Annotated in this window: 15 protein-coding genes; 9 read left to right on the top strand and 6 right to left on the bottom strand. The window is 45.8% G+C overall.

Annotated elements, in window-relative coordinates; genetic code table 11:
* Nucleotides 1–319: 319 nt before the first annotated feature.
* The 6 genes from GTQ48_RS15265 to GTQ48_RS15240 are packed head-to-tail and all read right to left on the bottom strand — an operon-like array spanning nucleotide 320 to nucleotide 6931.
* The gene (locus tag GTQ48_RS15265; protein ID WP_163107435.1) at nucleotides 320–1135 is read right to left on the bottom strand and encodes a symmetrical bis(5'-nucleosyl)-tetraphosphatase; all 816 of its coding nucleotides are present in this window, start codon (nucleotides 1133–1135) and stop codon (nucleotides 320–322) included.
* Between the two features lie 9 nt (nucleotides 1136–1144).
* Nucleotides 1145–1519, bottom strand: coding sequence for a Co2+/Mg2+ efflux protein ApaG (apaG, locus tag GTQ48_RS15260; protein WP_163107434.1), 375 nt, complete (start codon nucleotides 1517–1519; stop codon nucleotides 1145–1147).
* A 7-nt stretch (nucleotides 1520–1526) separates the two neighbouring features.
* On the bottom strand, nucleotides 1527–2354 hold the full coding sequence (gene rsmA / locus GTQ48_RS15255) for a 16S rRNA (adenine(1518)-N(6)/adenine(1519)-N(6))-dimethyltransferase RsmA (protein WP_163107433.1): 828 nt from the start codon (nucleotides 2352–2354) through the stop codon (nucleotides 1527–1529).
* Entirely contained in the window at nucleotides 2351–3337 is a 987-nt protein-coding gene (pdxA, locus tag GTQ48_RS15250; protein WP_163107432.1) for a 4-hydroxythreonine-4-phosphate dehydrogenase PdxA, read from the bottom strand. Before pdxA ends, rsmA begins: the two co-directional genes overlap by 4 nt.
* A gap of 14 nt (nucleotides 3338–3351) precedes the next feature.
* A complete protein-coding gene (surA, locus tag GTQ48_RS15245; protein ID WP_338023337.1) occupies nucleotides 3352–4641 on the bottom strand; it encodes a peptidylprolyl isomerase SurA in 1290 nt (429 codons plus the stop codon).
* Between the two features lie 55 nt (nucleotides 4642–4696).
* The gene (locus tag GTQ48_RS15240; RefSeq protein ID WP_163107430.1) at nucleotides 4697–6931 is read right to left on the bottom strand and encodes an LPS-assembly protein LptD; all 2235 of its coding nucleotides are present in this window, start codon (nucleotides 6929–6931) and stop codon (nucleotides 4697–4699) included.
* 412 nt (nucleotides 6932–7343) lie between these two features.
* Here GTQ48_RS15240 and djlA point away from each other — a divergent pair, with 412 nt between their 5' ends.
* The 9 genes from djlA (at nucleotide 7344) to rlmD (ending at nucleotide 16265) form a co-directional block, all read left to right on the top strand.
* The gene (gene djlA / locus GTQ48_RS15235; protein WP_163107429.1) at nucleotides 7344–8219 is read left to right on the top strand and encodes a co-chaperone DjlA; all 876 of its coding nucleotides are present in this window, start codon (nucleotides 7344–7346) and stop codon (nucleotides 8217–8219) included.
* 96 nt (nucleotides 8220–8315) lie between these two features.
* On the top strand, nucleotides 8316–9242 hold the full coding sequence (xerD, locus tag GTQ48_RS15230; RefSeq protein ID WP_163107428.1) for a site-specific tyrosine recombinase XerD: 927 nt from the start codon (nucleotides 8316–8318) through the stop codon (nucleotides 9240–9242).
* 261 nt (nucleotides 9243–9503) lie between these two features.
* On the top strand, nucleotides 9504–10208 hold the full coding sequence (gene dsbC / locus GTQ48_RS15225) for a bifunctional protein-disulfide isomerase/oxidoreductase DsbC (protein ID WP_420837612.1): 705 nt from the start codon (nucleotides 9504–9506) through the stop codon (nucleotides 10206–10208).
* Nucleotides 10209–10472: 264 nt separating this feature from the next.
* Nucleotides 10473–12194: a single-stranded-DNA-specific exonuclease RecJ gene (gene recJ / locus GTQ48_RS15220; RefSeq protein WP_163107427.1), complete on the top strand. Its 1722-nt coding sequence runs from the start codon at nucleotides 10473–10475 to the stop codon at nucleotides 12192–12194.
* Between the two features lie 81 nt (nucleotides 12195–12275).
* On the top strand, nucleotides 12276–12557 hold the full coding sequence (locus GTQ48_RS15215; RefSeq protein ID WP_032096766.1) for a hypothetical protein: 282 nt from the start codon (nucleotides 12276–12278) through the stop codon (nucleotides 12555–12557).
* Between the two features lie 137 nt (nucleotides 12558–12694).
* The gene (gene recO, locus GTQ48_RS15210; protein ID WP_163107426.1) at nucleotides 12695–13405 is read left to right on the top strand and encodes a DNA repair protein RecO; all 711 of its coding nucleotides are present in this window, start codon (nucleotides 12695–12697) and stop codon (nucleotides 13403–13405) included.
* A 124-nt stretch (nucleotides 13406–13529) separates the two neighbouring features.
* On the top strand, nucleotides 13530–14267 hold the full coding sequence (gene pdxJ / locus GTQ48_RS15205) for a pyridoxine 5'-phosphate synthase (RefSeq protein ID WP_163107425.1): 738 nt from the start codon (nucleotides 13530–13532) through the stop codon (nucleotides 14265–14267).
* Between the two features lie 106 nt (nucleotides 14268–14373).
* Nucleotides 14374–14754, top strand: coding sequence for a holo-ACP synthase (acpS, locus tag GTQ48_RS15200; RefSeq protein ID WP_163107424.1), 381 nt, complete (start codon nucleotides 14374–14376; stop codon nucleotides 14752–14754).
* Between the two features lie 26 nt (nucleotides 14755–14780).
* Nucleotides 14781–16265 carry a 23S rRNA (uracil(1939)-C(5))-methyltransferase RlmD gene (gene rlmD, locus GTQ48_RS15195; RefSeq protein WP_239060153.1) on the top strand — a complete coding sequence of 495 codons (1485 nt, stop codon included), beginning with the start codon at nucleotides 14781–14783 and terminating at the stop codon, nucleotides 16263–16265.
* Nucleotides 16266–16271: the final 6 nt, after the last annotated feature.

Here is a 16271-nt window from a genome sequence, read left to right as displayed (position 1 = left end):
GATGGGTGTTTTTGTTTTTCTTTTCCACAATATTACCTCGCAAACCGTTCAAAATATACCTCATTGTTTAAGGTGTGGCCTAGCTTTGAGTATCTTTAGTGAACATTTCTATTGTAGAGCATTAAAATAATGTATCGACTACAACTACTTAATGTTTACCCCTATTCTTAAATATATGACATTTATTTTTCGGTCAGACCAGTCGCGTCGCTAAAGGCCGCTTATTTAAGCGCGGCTTATTCCGGTATTAATAGTACACAAGTGCGAGATAAGGAGAGGGAAGTAGGAGCACAAGGTATATGGAAAGTGGCTTTAACCCTCAAGCCGTGAGCGTGATGAGCTCACCAGAAGTATGGTTCAGTAAGGTCAAGGTTTGTCCCCACACATAGCCAGTATCAAGACCAACGAATTGAGGCGACTGTGTCTCACCAGAAAGGGCCGCCCAATGACCAAATATAACCTTTTGTTTGGCTTTTAGCTTCGGGTTTTGCAGTTTAAACCATGGCTTGATGTCATCTGTCGCGCTATCAGGATGGGATTTATTGTCAAAATTGAGCTCCCCAGATTCCGTGACAAAGCGCATTCGCGTACACGCATTGACGGTAAAGCGGCGCTGCTCTTCTTGGCTAAGCTCTTTCGACCATTTTACTGGCGTATTGCCGTACATCGTTTTTAAGAGGTTGACGTAGTCAGGCCCCTTTAAGGCGTCAGACACCTCGTTACTTAGCGCCAGCGCTTTTTTCATTGACCAGCTTGGATAGAGTCCGGCGTGGACAATGAGCGTATGTTTATCTAACTTGGCCGCTAACGGAAACTGGCGAAGCCATGTCTCTAGCTCTTTGACATCGCTGGCGTTTAGCAGAGGGTCTAAATTGTCAGACTTTTTGGCTTTGTGAATATCATTAAGCGTAGCCAAAAAGTGGAGGTCGTGATTGCCAAGCACACTAGAAAAACTGTTTCCAAGAGACTTTAAAAATCGCAGTGTGCTGAGGGAATCTTCTCCGCGAGCCACTAAGTCGCCCACGGCGTAAAGCGTGTCTTTGGAAGAGTCAAACTTGGCTTTGTCTAAAATGCGTCGCAACCCATCGTAGCAGCCCTGAATATCGCCAATGACATAAGTGTTACCTTTAGCCATTATTCATCCTTAATGCAGTATATGGGGAACCGCAAGTCTAAATACATCGATAGGGAGTTTGAAGCGCTCACCATTTTCGCGCTCCATTTCATAATACCCTTGCATATTGCCTACAGGGGTATCGATTACCGCGCCACTAGTATATTCAAAACTTTCATTAGGTTTCAGTATAGGCTGTTTTCCCACAACACCTGCACCCTCAACCTCAGACGTTTTTTCATTTGCATCAGTAATACGCCAGTAGCGATTAATTAACTGAACGGTTTCATCACTCTTGTTTTCAATCGTAATGTGATAGGCAAATGCGAACTGCGCGGAATCGGAGGGGAGATGTTCAGGCAAGTGGCGAGTTTTCACTCGCACTTGGATGTCTAATTCATGCATAGAAAAACTAGGACTCTTGGTGGTATTCTTTGCTAGAAACGGCATTTGCGATGGTAGCAAAATCTGTTAGTGAGAGTGTTTCAGCGCGACACTTCGGGTCAAGACCCAGCTCAGTGATTTCTTCTTCACTTAAACAGTCTTTCAAAGAATTACGAATTGTTTTTCTGCGCTGGTTAAATGCTTGAGCACAGACTCTTTCAAGGGTGCTTAGCGATTCTACCTGAACAGGCGGTACACTGTGAGGTACAAGTTTAACAACCGCTGAATCTACTTTAGGTGGCGGGTTAAAAGCACCTGGTGGTACATTTAATACAGGAATAACGTGACAGTAATATTGCGCCATTACCGAAAGGCGGCCATAGCTTTTTGAACCAGGGCCAGCGGCCAGTCTGTTTACCACTTCTTTTTGCAGCATAAAGTGCATATCTTCAATGCAGGGCGCGTGATCAAAAAGGTGAAACATAAGTGGCGTTGAGATGTTGTAGGGAAGATTGCCAAATACTCGAAGCTTGCGGTCGCTATCAGGCATTTCTTTTAATAATGCGCAGAAATCCATTGTCATTGCATCTTGCTCAATAACGTTGAGCTTTTCACCGTTAAATGGGTGTTGACGCAAGCGCTTGGCCAAATCTCTATCAAGTTCAATAACAGTGAGTCTGTCTACTTCTTCGCATACCGGGTCGGTAAGCGCGCCTAAACCCGGTCCTATTTCAACCAGGTTTTGTTCATTTTTGGGAGCGATAGCCGCAACAATCTTTCCAATCACGTAATCATCGTGAAGAAAGTTTTGCCCAAATCGTTTTCGTGCCGTGTGGCCTAAGTGTGTTTTACTCATTGTTGATGCTGCGCAAGCTCAATGGCTTTTTCCAATGCTTTTCTGAAACTACCGGCGTCGGCATTACCAGTACCGGCTAAATCAAGCGCAGTACCGTGGTCTACCGATGTACGAATGAAGGGTAAACCCAGAGTGATGTTTACCGCCGCGCCGAACCCCTTGTACTTTAACACAGGTAAGCCCTGGTCATGGTACATCGCCAACACAACGTCGGCATCTTGCAGGTATTTAGGTTGAAAAATGGTGTCTGCGGGGAGTGGCCCGATGATATCAAGCCCTTCTTCGCGAAGCTCGTTGAGGGCAGGCGTGATGGTACGGATTTCTTCAGTACCAATATGACCGTCTTCTCCCGCATGAGGATTCAGTCCACACACGTAAATACGTGGTTCTTTAATACCGAATTTAAGCTTTAAATCGGTATGAATAATATGAATCACTTTGTGAAGGCGAGTACCTGTAATGGCTTTTGCAACATACTCTAAAGGAATATGTGTGGTAGCCAGTGCAACGTTGAGCCCTTCTGTAGAAAGTAACATCACCACATCAATCGTATTTGACTGATAGGCAAAAAACTCAGTGTGACCACTAAAAGAAACACCCGCTTTGTTGATAATGCCTTTGTGAACTGGGCCGGTCACCACAGCATCAAAATCACCATCAATGTTGGCCTGGCAGGCTTGGCGCAGTGTTTCCACTACGTACAGGCCGTTCTCACTATCGAGTGTGCCGGCCACAACGTCTGCCGACTTATCGATATGCTTTATAAACAATGACCCCGGCGCTTGAATATCAGCGTTGTCGGGGTCGTAATCGATTAGCGTTAATTCAATGCCAAGGTCCTTGGCACGTGCCGTAAGCATATCGCTATCGGCAAATACAACAAGCTGAGCTTGCCATTCTTCTTGGGCCAGTTTAATGATTAAATCTGGCCCGATGCCCGCCGGTTCGCCCGGCGTTACTGCTATTTTAATTGGTCTGCTCATGAATAACTTATAGTTTAAGACTCGATAACTTCGATATACGCTGCGTCGCGCATTTCACGAAGCCAGTTTTCTGTTTCTTCGGCAAACTTCCTATTAAAGATCAGCTGATAGGCTTTTTCTTCTTTGCGCTTATCGGTGGCATCGTCAACGCGACGCTCAATAAGCTGAATTAAATGCCAACCGTGAACTGAGCGCACAGGTTCACTAAACTCACCTGGCTCAAGGTTTGCCAGCGCGTCTTTAAATGCAGGTACGTAGTTATCTGGGTTAGACCAGCCAAGGTCTCCGCCGCGAAGGGCTGAACCAGGGTCTTCTGAATATTCTTTAGCCAGCTCTTCAAATTCAGCCTCGCCTGCTATTACGTCTGCTTTAAAACCAGCAAGCATGTCCTTCGCTTTATCTTCACTAAGAATAATAGAAGGCTTAACCAAAATATGACGAGAATTCACTTCTTGCACCGTCACTTTCTCAATACCGCGGGTATCAACGATTTTTAATATGTGGAAACCGGCGCCGCTTCGAATGGGACCTACCAATGAATCCACTTCTTTGTTTTGAACGGCTTCAGCAAACAGCGTCGGCATTGCGTTGATGTTTAACCAACCCATGTCACCACCTTCAAGGGCTTCATTACCCGACGATGACGCGATAGCAATTTTAGTGAAATCTGAGCCAGACTCGAGTAACGAGATAACCTTTTCCGCTCTTTCACGAGAGGCTTGGATGTCTTCGTCGGTAGGGTCGGCAGGGAAACCGATAAGAATATGACCAAGGCGGTATTCTGCTTGTTCCGCACCTTGCTGCTCTATAAGACCCATTAACGTATCAATTTCTTGTGGCGTAATATAAACACGACGACGAACATTGGCCCGTCTTACTTCGCCCATGATGATTTCTTCGCGAATGTCTTCGCGGTAGTCGTCATACGCAATGCCTTCTGCAGCGAGTTGAGTTCTTAATTGTTCCATAGAGGCATTTTGATTTGCCGCAATGTTACCAATGGTTTGCTCTAACTGTGGATCGCTAATTTGAATACCCATACGCTCAGCCATTTGAAGCTGGAGATTTTTGGTTATTAAGCGCTCAATGGCCTGAGTTCTTAGGGCGCGATCTGAGGGAAGCTCTTGATTGTTCGCCTCTGCGTTGCGCTTTACTTCTTTCACTAGTGCAGCGATTTCGCTTTCTAGCACTACACCTTGGTCAACAATCACGGCAACGCGATCAAGCATGACCTCTTGTGCCATACTGCTAAATGAGAGTATTGCACCTAACATCAATGCACGGATAATGAACTTCATACACACTCTTTTATTATTGGTTAATGTATTAACGCACGTTTAATCGGTGCGTAATTACGGGTTAATTTAAACTATAAGGCTGTCGATAGCCAAACATACCGTCTTCCAGCATGCTTCTTCTACTCGCCATCGAGCCAATTCCTTTGAAAATAAACTGCAGTGAAACCCCTGAGTCAAAATCGTCTGTGGTTTGCTCACCATTGTCGTTAAAACGATTGTTAAGGGTTCGCTGGGCCACAAAGCGCACAGCCCAGCAGCAAGATTCATATTGCAGGCCTGCGTAGGTTTCGACACTGCGGTTTCTTTCTAAATCTCTGTACGTTCTGCCAACCCATTGCCAGTTTTTGTTGATAGGCCAGCTGGCAGATAGTCCGATTTGATCAATTGTCTCGCCACTTAAATTGCGAACATAACGATGGCTAAGTTGAAGAAAGCGAGATGCATCTTTTCTGTATTCTATTCCAACGCTGCTTAAGTCAACTTTGTCAGTGTCAGTGGTTACCTGAACGTCGGAGTGAAAATACCAATTTTGGTCAAAGCGCCAGTCTATCTCGGCGGCAAGGGCAGAACGGTCCTGATCTTTTGTTGCTGCTATCACCTTGTTGTCTTCAAGATAGAATATCTGACCCACACTAAGAACAAATTGTTCCCGATTGTTTTTATCTAACATGCGAGTCGTTGCGCCAAGGGTAATTTGATTGTTGTCGTTAATGCGATCAAGGCCTGTGAATTCCTGACCGCGAAACAGGCCTTCAACGTCGGTTAAAAGCGCCGTGGAGTCGTATAAACCAATAGCAGTTTGGTCTTCATATGAGGTATACAAATACTGTACTTTTGGTTCGAAGGTCATGGACAGTTCATCATTAAACCAAGAGGTATCTCTTTCAAAGTATAGCGCACCGTACAGTCTCGCTTGCCCAAGACTTCGCTCAACATCTTCTTCTAACGCGGTGCCTTCAACATTGTCTTGCTTGTATACGGTTTGAAACAGCGACGTTTCAGCTACCACTTCTCCCCATGCCGCTCGTAAAGGTAGCGCCAATGTAGGAGCGATATGAAAACGTGTGGCCGTTGGCGCGATATCAAGTGTGTTGTCGAAATGGGCTATTTCCGAGTCTAAGCTGAACTCAAAATAGCGCCACATTTCGGTACTGTAATTAACTTTTACTTGAGGTACTGCGCGATAACTGTCGGCGGTATCTCCAAGCACTTCAAAATCTTTTACCTCAACGTTGACTGATAAGTTTTCGTCGTAATAACTGAGTCCGACGCTGCGATATAGGTGAGTGTCGGAACGGCTGTAATAATCAGAACCAAGGTCAAGCAGATAGTTATCGTCGCTTAACCCATTGAAATCGATATTGAGTAGCCAGTTATCACCAACAAGCCCTTGATGCTGTAATCGATAAAAATAGCGGTCTGGATTACCGTCAATATCACTATCGCTTGGAAGGTATTCCACATAGGCCGTACCCTCACTTTTTTTCGTTAAGTAACGAAATTCAGTATTGAGCTGAACCCCGCGTCTCGTCATTAAACGAGGAGAAATGGTCATGTCGTAATTAGGGGCAATATTCCAGTAAAAAGGTTGGGTGTAGTCTACGCCTGTTCGACTAGAGCTCGTTAATTCTGGAAAAAGCAGGCCTGTCTGACGCTCATTGCTCACAGGAAAAGCAAAGTAGGGAAGGTAAAATACGGGGACGTCAGCGATGTAAAAGCGAGTGTGCTTGGCTTGGCCCCACGCGGTGCCTTTCTCTAAGCTTATTTCGCTGGCCCTGATTAACCAGTCTTCATCGCCTTCTGGGCATGTGGTAAAGCTGACTTCCTTAAGTACTATTCCTGTATCGGTGTCCAACACAATATCTTTCGCTGCGCCCTGGCCAACAAAACCGGTGAGTTCATACTTGGTGTTGGTCATTTCTAAGCGTTCTTCTTCAGAACGCAATGACACAGTATCGCTTTGCACTTTTAGCGCTGAATCTTGGTAGGTCACATCGCCCTTGGCGATAACATCTTTGCCACCACTGTTCACTTGTGCTTGAGATGCACTAATCACTGCTGTGTCCGAGGTTATATCAACGTTGCCAGAGAACAGAGCAACCTTGTTTTCCACAATCTCAGTACGATTTGCTTCTACCTTTATATGGCCTTTTTCCATTAGCTTATTGCTACTGAACGAAACCGGTTCAGCACTGCAAAAAGCCAACGGAGTAGCTAACGATGTGGAGGTGTCCTGTGCAAACGCGACGATAGGCAATAGAGTCGCGAAAACGAGCAAGGCGCAGGTATTTTTCATGCGTAAAAAGGCGGCCTGTTAAATAATATAATGCGTTTAACCCTGTATAAGACGCTGTAGGTCTTTTTAAGTTCGGTGCTGTGTTTAAAATGTGCTGGCGGCAGACGTTTAAAACGCAGCGGACCAAGTTGAGAGACTGTCGATACACTGTCGAGAGACCGCCAACGTTTTGATGTAGATTACAGCCGTTCAATTCTAAGCACTTCTGAACCAATAACCAACCGTTCGTCCAAAAAATATCACAATAATACGCATTTTTAGGTTGAAGTAGGGCTTTTTACACACAATAACACTCTAAGAATGGCAAATACGTCAAACATTGCTACTTCACTGCAGGCATGTCTTTGATATAGTTGTAGTGACAATCACAAAGCCGATGTTGCCAAAGGTAGCACTACAGGAGCGCAATTTAATGTCTTTTTGGGGTAAGGTTCTCGGAGCCCTCTTTGGTTTCATGTTTTTGAAACATTTTCTTGGCATCGTTTTAGGGTTAGTGGTTGGCCACTTCTTCGACAAAGCTTACAGCCAAAACTTCAATAGAGTGGGTGGCTTTGGCCGATTCTTCAGCGACCAAAATTCCCTCAAACAGCAGGCCATATTCTTTCATAGCTTGTTCAGCGCCTTAGGACATCTTGCAAAGTCTGATGGAAAAGTGACAGACAGAGAAATTCAGATAGCCACTTCGCTAATGGATGAAATGCAGTTAACCGGTGATGCCCGTCGAGAGGCCCAAGATGCATTCAGAGAAGGGAAGGCACGAGACTTTCCGCTTGCCGATATGCTCAAGGGCTTTTATGAGGCAACCCATGGTCGACGAGATATTCTACAAGTGTTTTTGGAGATTTTGATTCAAGCTGCGTTTGCCGACGGCCAGCTTTCACAAGAAGAATATGTGGTGCTTGAAAAGGTCGCTAAGCCTCTTGGTTTTAGACGTCGTGACCTCGACTACTTAATTTCTATGTTTGAAGCTGAGCTTCGCTTTCGCCAGCGGGAAGGCCAGCGAGGAAACCAGCGCGGACAAGCAAACGGAAGACGTCAGCATTCACGCCAACAGCAAGCGCCATATTCCGCGCAGCAGACCCTCGATGATGCCTATCGTATTTTAGGCGTTAGCGCATCAGACGATGAAAAAACCATTAAACGGGCCTACCGCAAGAGAATGTCAGAGCATCACCCTGATAAGCTGATTTCAAAAGGCTTACCTGAACAGGCGATGGAGATTGCGAAGAAAAAAGCGCAGGATATTCAGTCTGCTTATGAGCTTATTAAACAGCGACGTGACTTTTAAAATGGCGTGCAGTGCGTTTTTAAACGGTGATTTAATAGGCGCTTTTGATGGGCTTTTTTTGAGGTTTTCAAATGCTAACGCTATTGTGATATTTCCATGACACAGACAACAAGACAGTTAACCTATGTGCCTGGGGCTAGCCAAGCGCACATTGATAATTTTATTGAGATGCTGTGGCTAGAGAAAGGACTATCTGAGCATACCCAGCAAAGTTACCGAACCGACTTAAAAAAACTCGCGATTTACTTTAACAACGAGGGAATAAAAGACCTTGCTGTTGTCACTACTGAGCAGCTTCAAGACTATTTAGCCTACCGCTACGAACAGGGCCTATCGAGTCGAAGTACTCAGCGGGCGTTAAGCGCTATTAGGTCGTTCTATGTCTTTTTGATTGCTAAACAGGTTCGCGTAGACAGCCCAGTGTCGACCCTGTCTAACCCCAAAACGCCCAAATCATTGCCGACTTCACTCAGCGAACAGCAAGTGGAAGACCTGTTGGCAGCGCCGCTCACTGACGATCCTATCGAGTGTCGAGATAAGAGCATGCTTGAAGTGCTGTATGCCACGGGCCTTAGAGTGAGTGAGCTAATTGGGCTGACCATGGATCAGATAAGTTTGCAGCAAGGCGTTGTTCGCGTAGTCGGTAAGGGTGATAAGGAGCGCTTAGTACCCCTTGGCGAAGAGGCCATAGAGTGGCTTTTAGTGTACATCAAAACGGCAAGGCCCATGTTGGCAACCAAGCAATCTGATGTTGTGTTTCTAAGTCGCCGAGGGCAGCAAATGACCCGTCAGACCTTTTGGCATCGTATTAAATACTATGCGGTGAAAGCGGGAATAGAGCAGCATTTGTCCCCCCACACATTAAGACACGCTTTTGCCACTCACCTTTTAAATCACGGCGCTGATTTAAGAGTGGTACAAATGCTATTAGGGCACAGCGATTTATCGACAACGCAGATATACACCCATGTTGCCACCGAACGACTGCAAACGCTCATTCACAGCCACCACCCGAGAGGGTAGCAGTGCATTGAGAGTGAGACAGGTAAGCAAAAAGGTGAATCGTACCGAAAGCTGTGGAACAGGCAAAAGTCGCGACAAACGGATGCTTCCACCTACCTCAATTCCAACCGCCTGTGGTACGATTAAAAAAATAAATGGGGTCAGAACCACATTTTAATAATGCGTCGTTGCGACGTGCCGCATAAACTGCGTCACCGTCAACCATCATCCGCGGCCATGTGAGTCCAATTGGAGAAGTCTAAAGTGAAAGTAGTAAAAAACATCGCAATTAACGCCATCGCTGTTGCAGCTATCATGATGAGTAGTGTTACTCAGGCTGCCGATGACGCCGCAATTCAACAAAAACTTAGCTCAGTATTAGGCTTAACCGTAGATTCAATTGCCGATTCCCCTGTTCCTGGTTTAGTTCAAGTTTCCACAAACAGAGGCTTTTTCTACATCAGCGATGATGGTCAATTTCTTATTCAAGCTCGCGTGCTCAATATCGATGAAGGGATGCGAGATGAGACCGAGGTAGCAATGACGTCGTTAAGACTTAAGGGCGTAGAAGAAATGGAAGCGTCGTCTATCACATTTAAAGCCAAAAATGAGAAGCATGTGATATCAGTATTTACCGATATCACCTGTGGTTACTGCCGCAAACTTCACAATGAAATTGGCGAGTTAAACGACAACGGTATTACGGTAAATTATTTAGCATTTCCTCGCGCCGGGCTAAATAGCGAAAATTATGATGACATGGTGTCGGTATGGTGTGCTAAGAATCCCCAGCAAGCCCTAACCAATGCAAAAGCCGGCGACAATGTTGCATCGGCTACCTGTAAAAACAAAGTGGCTGAGCAATATAAGCTTGGTCAGAAACTGGGTGTAAACGGCACCCCTAACATTATTTTACCAGATGGCTCGCTTATTCCTGGTTACCAGCCAGCTTCACTTATTGTCAGCGCTTTAGAACAAGCGGGGTAATGTAGAGCTCGTAAAAACAAAGAAAGAGTGGGAATCGTTCCCGCTCTTTTATCGTTCAGTTCTCTAATTTCTTTTTAGAGCGTCAGATTTTTAATGCCCCGACGTTAGTTCTTCATCACGTGTTTTTAGATTTATGCTGCGAAGTGAGTCCGCTTTAAATGTAAAATGCAACGCACAAAGGTTTTACTGAATCACTGTACCCCTTTCTACCTCTGCGATAGAATCGATACCTCGAAACAACTCTTCAATACTTAGTGGTACCTCATGATATTGCCTATTGTGCGCCGAGAGTTAAGCCCGGTTATGCTTAGTTCACAGTTACACCCTGTTATCGATAGAATTTATAGAGGCAGGCAAGTCAGTCATACCGATGAACTTGAAAATGGCCTCAAGGGGCTTACCCATTACAAAGCGCTAAAAGGGATAGAAGCTGGTGCTGCGCTGCTTGCTGATGCAGTAGAGCAAAATAAGCGTATTATTATTGTGGGAGACTTCGATGCCGATGGGGCAACCAGTATCGCCGTATGCTTGTTATCAATGGGGTTAATGGGCTTCAACAATATTGATTATTTGGTTCCCAACCGCTTTGATTTTGGTTACGGCTTGAGTGTACCTATCGTCGATGTGGCCATAGAGCGGAATGCCGACGTTATTGTTACCGTGGATAATGGTATTTCCTGTATCGACGGTGTCACCCATGCCAAAGAAAAAGGCCTAGAGGTCATCGTTACCGACCATCATTTGCCAGGTGATACACTCCCACCTGCCGATGCCATTGTTAACCCGAACCAACCTGGCTGTACCTTCCCATCAAAAAATTTGGCCGGTGTTGGCGTCTCTTTTTACATTATGCTGGCCATTAAGGCTGAGCTGCAGCAACGCGGTTACTTTGAGCGCAGCGGTGTAGTGCCACCAAACTTAGCCACATTACTTGATATTGTTGCTGTAGGCACGGTGGCTGATGTGGTGGTTCTCGATAAGAATAATCGAATTCTGGTTCACCAAGGCTTACAGCGCATACGCGCCGGTAAATGTCGACCGGGTATAAAAGCGCTGGTGGAAGTCGCCAATAGAGAGTGTTCACATCTGACGTCTACCGACTTAGGGTTTGTTGTTGGCCCACGTTTAAATGCTGCTGGGCGCTTAGACGACATGTCGCAAGGCATTGCCTGCTTGTTAGAAGACAATAAGATTCAAGCGAGAATGATTGCCGCTGAACTTGACGCATTAAATAAAGAGCGTCGAGAAATAGAGACAGGCATGAAGGCGCAGGCTGAACAAGCACTAGAAAAAATGTCGATTGATGAAGGCGATATGCCTGCAGCGCTGGTTGTATATCGCGCAGATTTCCACCAGGGCGTCATCGGCATTGTGGCAGGGCGATTAAAAGAAAAGTATTTAAAACCCGTTATTGCCTTTGCCCATCAAGATGAAGAGGTGATTAAAGGCTCGGCTCGCTCTATCCCGGGGGTGCATATTCGAGACGTGCTTGATGAAGTAAACACCCGTTACCCCAATGTTATTGATAAGTTTGGCGGTCATGCAATGGCGGCAGGGCTGAGTTTACCCGTAGCTAAGCTAGCTGAATTTGAACAAGCTTTTGTAGAAATTACTCAGGCTCACGTGGACAAACTCGACACTGCGCATGCGCTATTATCCGACGGAGACTTAGGCTCTGAGGAGCTGTCATTGCCATTTGCCCATATGCTGCGTCAAGCAGGGCCCTTCGGACAGGGCTTTGAGTCGCCGCTTTTTGATGGTGAATTTCAGTTGGTCGATCAGCGACTGGTAGGGCAAAAACACCTTAAAATGGTTGTTAAGTCAAAAGAGGGCACGGAAATCGACGCCATTGCGTTTAATGTTGATTTAAAAACGTGGCCTAATGCCATGGTGAAAAATGTGCATATTGCCTATAGACTCGATATTAACGTGTTTCGCGGCCAAGAGTCTGTGCAACTTATTGTTGAGCAGATTGATGCTGCATAGCAGCAAACGGCAGTGTTTGTTGCGCAGTCTGTGGCCAGCAGCGCGAAGCTTGTATTGGCAAAGCATAAAAGGTTGGAAACGGTGAAAAGCGAAAGAGAAAAGCTTGTAGAAAAGCATAGCAAGCTTAATCAAACGGACAACGCCAAAGTGGTCTCTCACGTTCAACGGGAAGAGAAAGACGGCGACTGGATCCGGCACACTATTATGTTAGAAGGCATTGATGTGCCCTTTATTTATCGGCGCAAGCACAATTATAAATCCCTCACGGGTGCTAGAGTAAACCTAACCTACTATCGACACGTTGAAGAGGTTGCCGGTATTGAATTTGAAACCATGAAGGTGGTTCGGGTAAAACGCAGTTAATGTGGTTAGGCTGGTAAAGTTAATCAAATGAGTTAACGCAGTTAATTGAAGTTAAACATAAGCCATATAACGGCCATGAGCGGCTTAGAACAGACTAACGTAGACACGTTAAAGACGTTACGGTTGAGCGAAAAATAATGAATAATGAATGGTTAACTGCGTACGTACTGCACCGTCGTCCTTATCGAGAAACCAGCTATATTGTGGATTTTTTCACCCTAGAAGAAGGTAGGGTGAGCGCTGTAGCAAAAGGCGTTAAAAATAGTAAATCAGACAAGAAAAGTTTATTGCAGCCTTTTCAAGCGCTGCGTCTTCAGCTTAGCGGCAAATCGGAATTAAAAAACTTACGCCACGTAGAAAGTACCGCCCCTTCCATTATCCTGCCCGGTACAACCTTATTTTGTGCCATGTATGTCAATGAACTTTGCAATCGCATTATGCCTATTGGGTTAGCAAGCGATCTGGTTTTTGAAGCCTATCAAGACGCCCTTGCGTCATTGAGTGAGCAAGGCGACGTAGAGATAACGCTGCGCCAATTCGAGTTTGCCATTCTCGATGAAATGGGGCTGCTTCCCGATTTTACCTTAGATGCAGAATACGAGCTTCCCGTTGAAGCGTCTCGCCAGTACAACTTTCAAGCAGAAGCTGGGTTTGTGGTTATTCCTGAAGACGCATTGCATCTTAAAGGGTTTCCTGGAGAAGCCTTACTAGACCTTGCACACGGTGAGTTCACACCACTGAGTAAACGAGTGGCGAAAGTCCTTTGTCGTGATTTATTGAGACCATTAATTGGCGACAAACCCTTAAAAAGCAGAGAGCTTTTTAGCCGTATGGCGCCAAAACGCTAGCGAAATTTGTTTTAATAGGCGACAACAGAAATTATTTTCTGTTAACACAAGCCGTTAGCAATCTAATTATCAGCAAAAATTTGATACACTTCACAGGGAAAGTAATCACTTATTAGGCAGGTATATGAGCTCAATTTTGTTAGGCGTAAACATTGATCACATTGCAACACTGAGAAATGCACGAGGTACACACTATCCAGATCCTGTGCATGCAGCAGATATCGCGGAGCGTGCGGGCGCCGATGGGATAACGGTTCACCTTCGTGAAGATCGCCGACACATTAAAGATAGAGACGTAAGAATTCTTGCTCAAACTATCAATACCCGTCTAAATTTAGAAATGGCAGTCACGGATGAAATGCTGGCTATTGCTGAAGAAGTAAAGCCGGTATTTTGTTGCCTCGTGCCTGAAAAACGCGAAGAGCTTACTACAGAAGGTGGCCTTGACGTAGCGGGTAACCTTGATGTTATGAAAGCGGCCTGTGAGCGTCTAGCTGCAGCCAATATTCAGGTATCGCTGTTTATCGATGCCGACAAAGCACAAATTGATGCAGCGGTAGCATGTAAAGCGCCTTATATCGAAATTCATACGGGCCAATATGCGGAGGCAGAAAACGAGCAGCAACAAGAAGCAGAGCTCGCTCGATTGGTAGAAGGTATTGAGTATGCCGATAGCTTGGGCCTAAAAGTAAATGCAGGGCACGGTTTGCACTATCACAACGTTAAGCCTATTGCCGCAATTAAGCAGCTAATAGAGCTAAACATTGGGCACGCCATTATTGCCCGCGCCGCCTTCGATGGCTTGCACACTGCTGTTGCCGATATGCGCAAACTTATGTTGGAAGCAAGAGCTGGTATTTAATGGGGTATGGTGCTAGCGGTACTCACTTAGTATGAGCGCGTGGCTTGTAGTAAGCACTAGCACCGTCTAATACCTATTATTTGGTTTTATGAAAAAGGAAAGTTGAGTGGCCATAGCAGGCTTAGGCACCGACATTGTCGAAATTGTGCGCTTAGGTAAAGACGAGGGAGCAATGCTGAGGCTTGCTAAGCGCGTATTAACCCCCAGCGAACTGCAGCAGTTTGAACAGCACCGCACGCCCCAGCGATTTTTAGCCAAGCGCTTTGCAGCGAAAGAAGCGGCAGTAAAAGCGTTAGGTACAGGTATTGGCAATGGGATAAGCTGGCAGCATATTGAGGTTCAAAACAATGAACTGGGTGCGCCTACACTGGCGTTTAATGGTGAATTCGCGGCGCGTTGCGAGGCGCGTGGAATAACCAACAGTGTTATTAGCATTTCTGATGAACAGCACTATGCTGTTGCTACTGTTATTCTTGAATCAGCATAAAATATAATTTCCTTACGGAGCTTTCCTTGTCAAACCCCAATAAGCCTGCAAAAGGCAAAAAACAAAACGGGCTGTTTAGTACCCCAACATTGAAACGTAAAACCAGCGCTAATGCACAGGTAGCCAACCTGCGTTTTTCTGATAAAGCCAATGCCTCTAAAGCCCATGCCTCTAAAACCCATGCATCTGAACATGACTCCTCTGAAAGCCATGCTGCCAATCAAGTTACCAATCAGGCTCAATCTCCACTTCTCATAGAAAGTCTAGATTGGATGGGACAGGGAATAGCGCGAGCTACACCGGTGCATTTTGTCGAGGGCGCACTACCTGGCGAAACCTGTGATGTCAGCGTTTTGCATGCAAAAAAGAATGTGGTGAACGCAAAAGCGACCACAATAACCCATCCATCTTCTATGAGAGCAACGCCATTTTGCCCCGTGTTTGACCAATGCGGCGGATGTCAGCTTCAACATATAGACGCTCAACATGCCCTAACAGAACGAAACAATGCGCTTAAGTCGATGATGGTTCGACAGTTGGCGATGGAAGATGGCGTATGGCAGGCTCCGCTTGCTGGCGATAAACCAGCCTACAGGCGAAAGGCGCGTTTAGCACTAGACGCAAGACGGACGGATAAACTCAAGCTAGGTTTTCGCTCACAGGCGAGTAGCGACATTGTTGATATTACCTCTTGTCCCGTCCTTGTTGATGAGTTAAGCCGTCTTATCGCACCGCTGCGGGCAGTACTATCAAGGTGTGAAAGCACAAGGTTTATAGGCCATATTGGTTTGCTTGCTGGCGATAACGTGTGTCAGGTAACCATTAAACATACAAAAGCCCTTAGCCCCGAGCTATACAGTGAGCTCACTTTGTTTGCCAAACAAGAGCGTATAAACGTGGTGCTGGAAAACAAGAAAGGGCGGTTTAACCCACTGCACTTTGAGGCCGCACTGACGATGAGTAGTTTTGATGAATTCACGTTAAGCCCCGCGCCCAACGATTTTGTGCAGGTCAACAAGTCCGTTAATACCCAAATGATAGAGCAGGCGTTGTCTTGGTTAGCGCCGAAGCCCCAAGAGCGAATAGCCGATTGGTTTAGTGGGCTAGGCAATTTTACATTGTCTATTGCAAAGCGCGGCGCGGTTGTTCAGGCCGTGGAGGGGGTGGCTGAAATGGTGCAGCGTGCTAAGGAAAATGCGCAACAACAGGGCGTAGATAACGTAGAGTGGCTGCATTTAGATTTAGGCAATAATAAAAACGTGAGTGACGCGCTTGATGACGGCTTTGACAAAGTCTTGCTGGACCCATCAAGGGAAGGTGCCTTAACGGTTTGTCAGGCATTAGTTAATGCGAAACCAAGTACAATAGTGTACGTTTCTTGCAACCCAAGCACCTTTACAAGAGATGCAAATGTATTGATTCAGGGAGGATACTTGATGAAAAAAGCAGGGGCAGTGGAAATGTTTCCTTATACCCATCACATGGAAATGATGGCTCTTTTCACACGTTAGCAGTCG

The sequence above is a fragment of the Alteromonas genovensis genome (assembly GCF_010500895.1).
Lineage (GTDB): Bacteria > Pseudomonadota > Gammaproteobacteria > Enterobacterales > Alteromonadaceae > Alteromonas > Alteromonas genovensis.
Note: the sequence above shows the minus strand (reverse complement) of the source record. Positions and strands in the feature narration are given on the sequence as shown.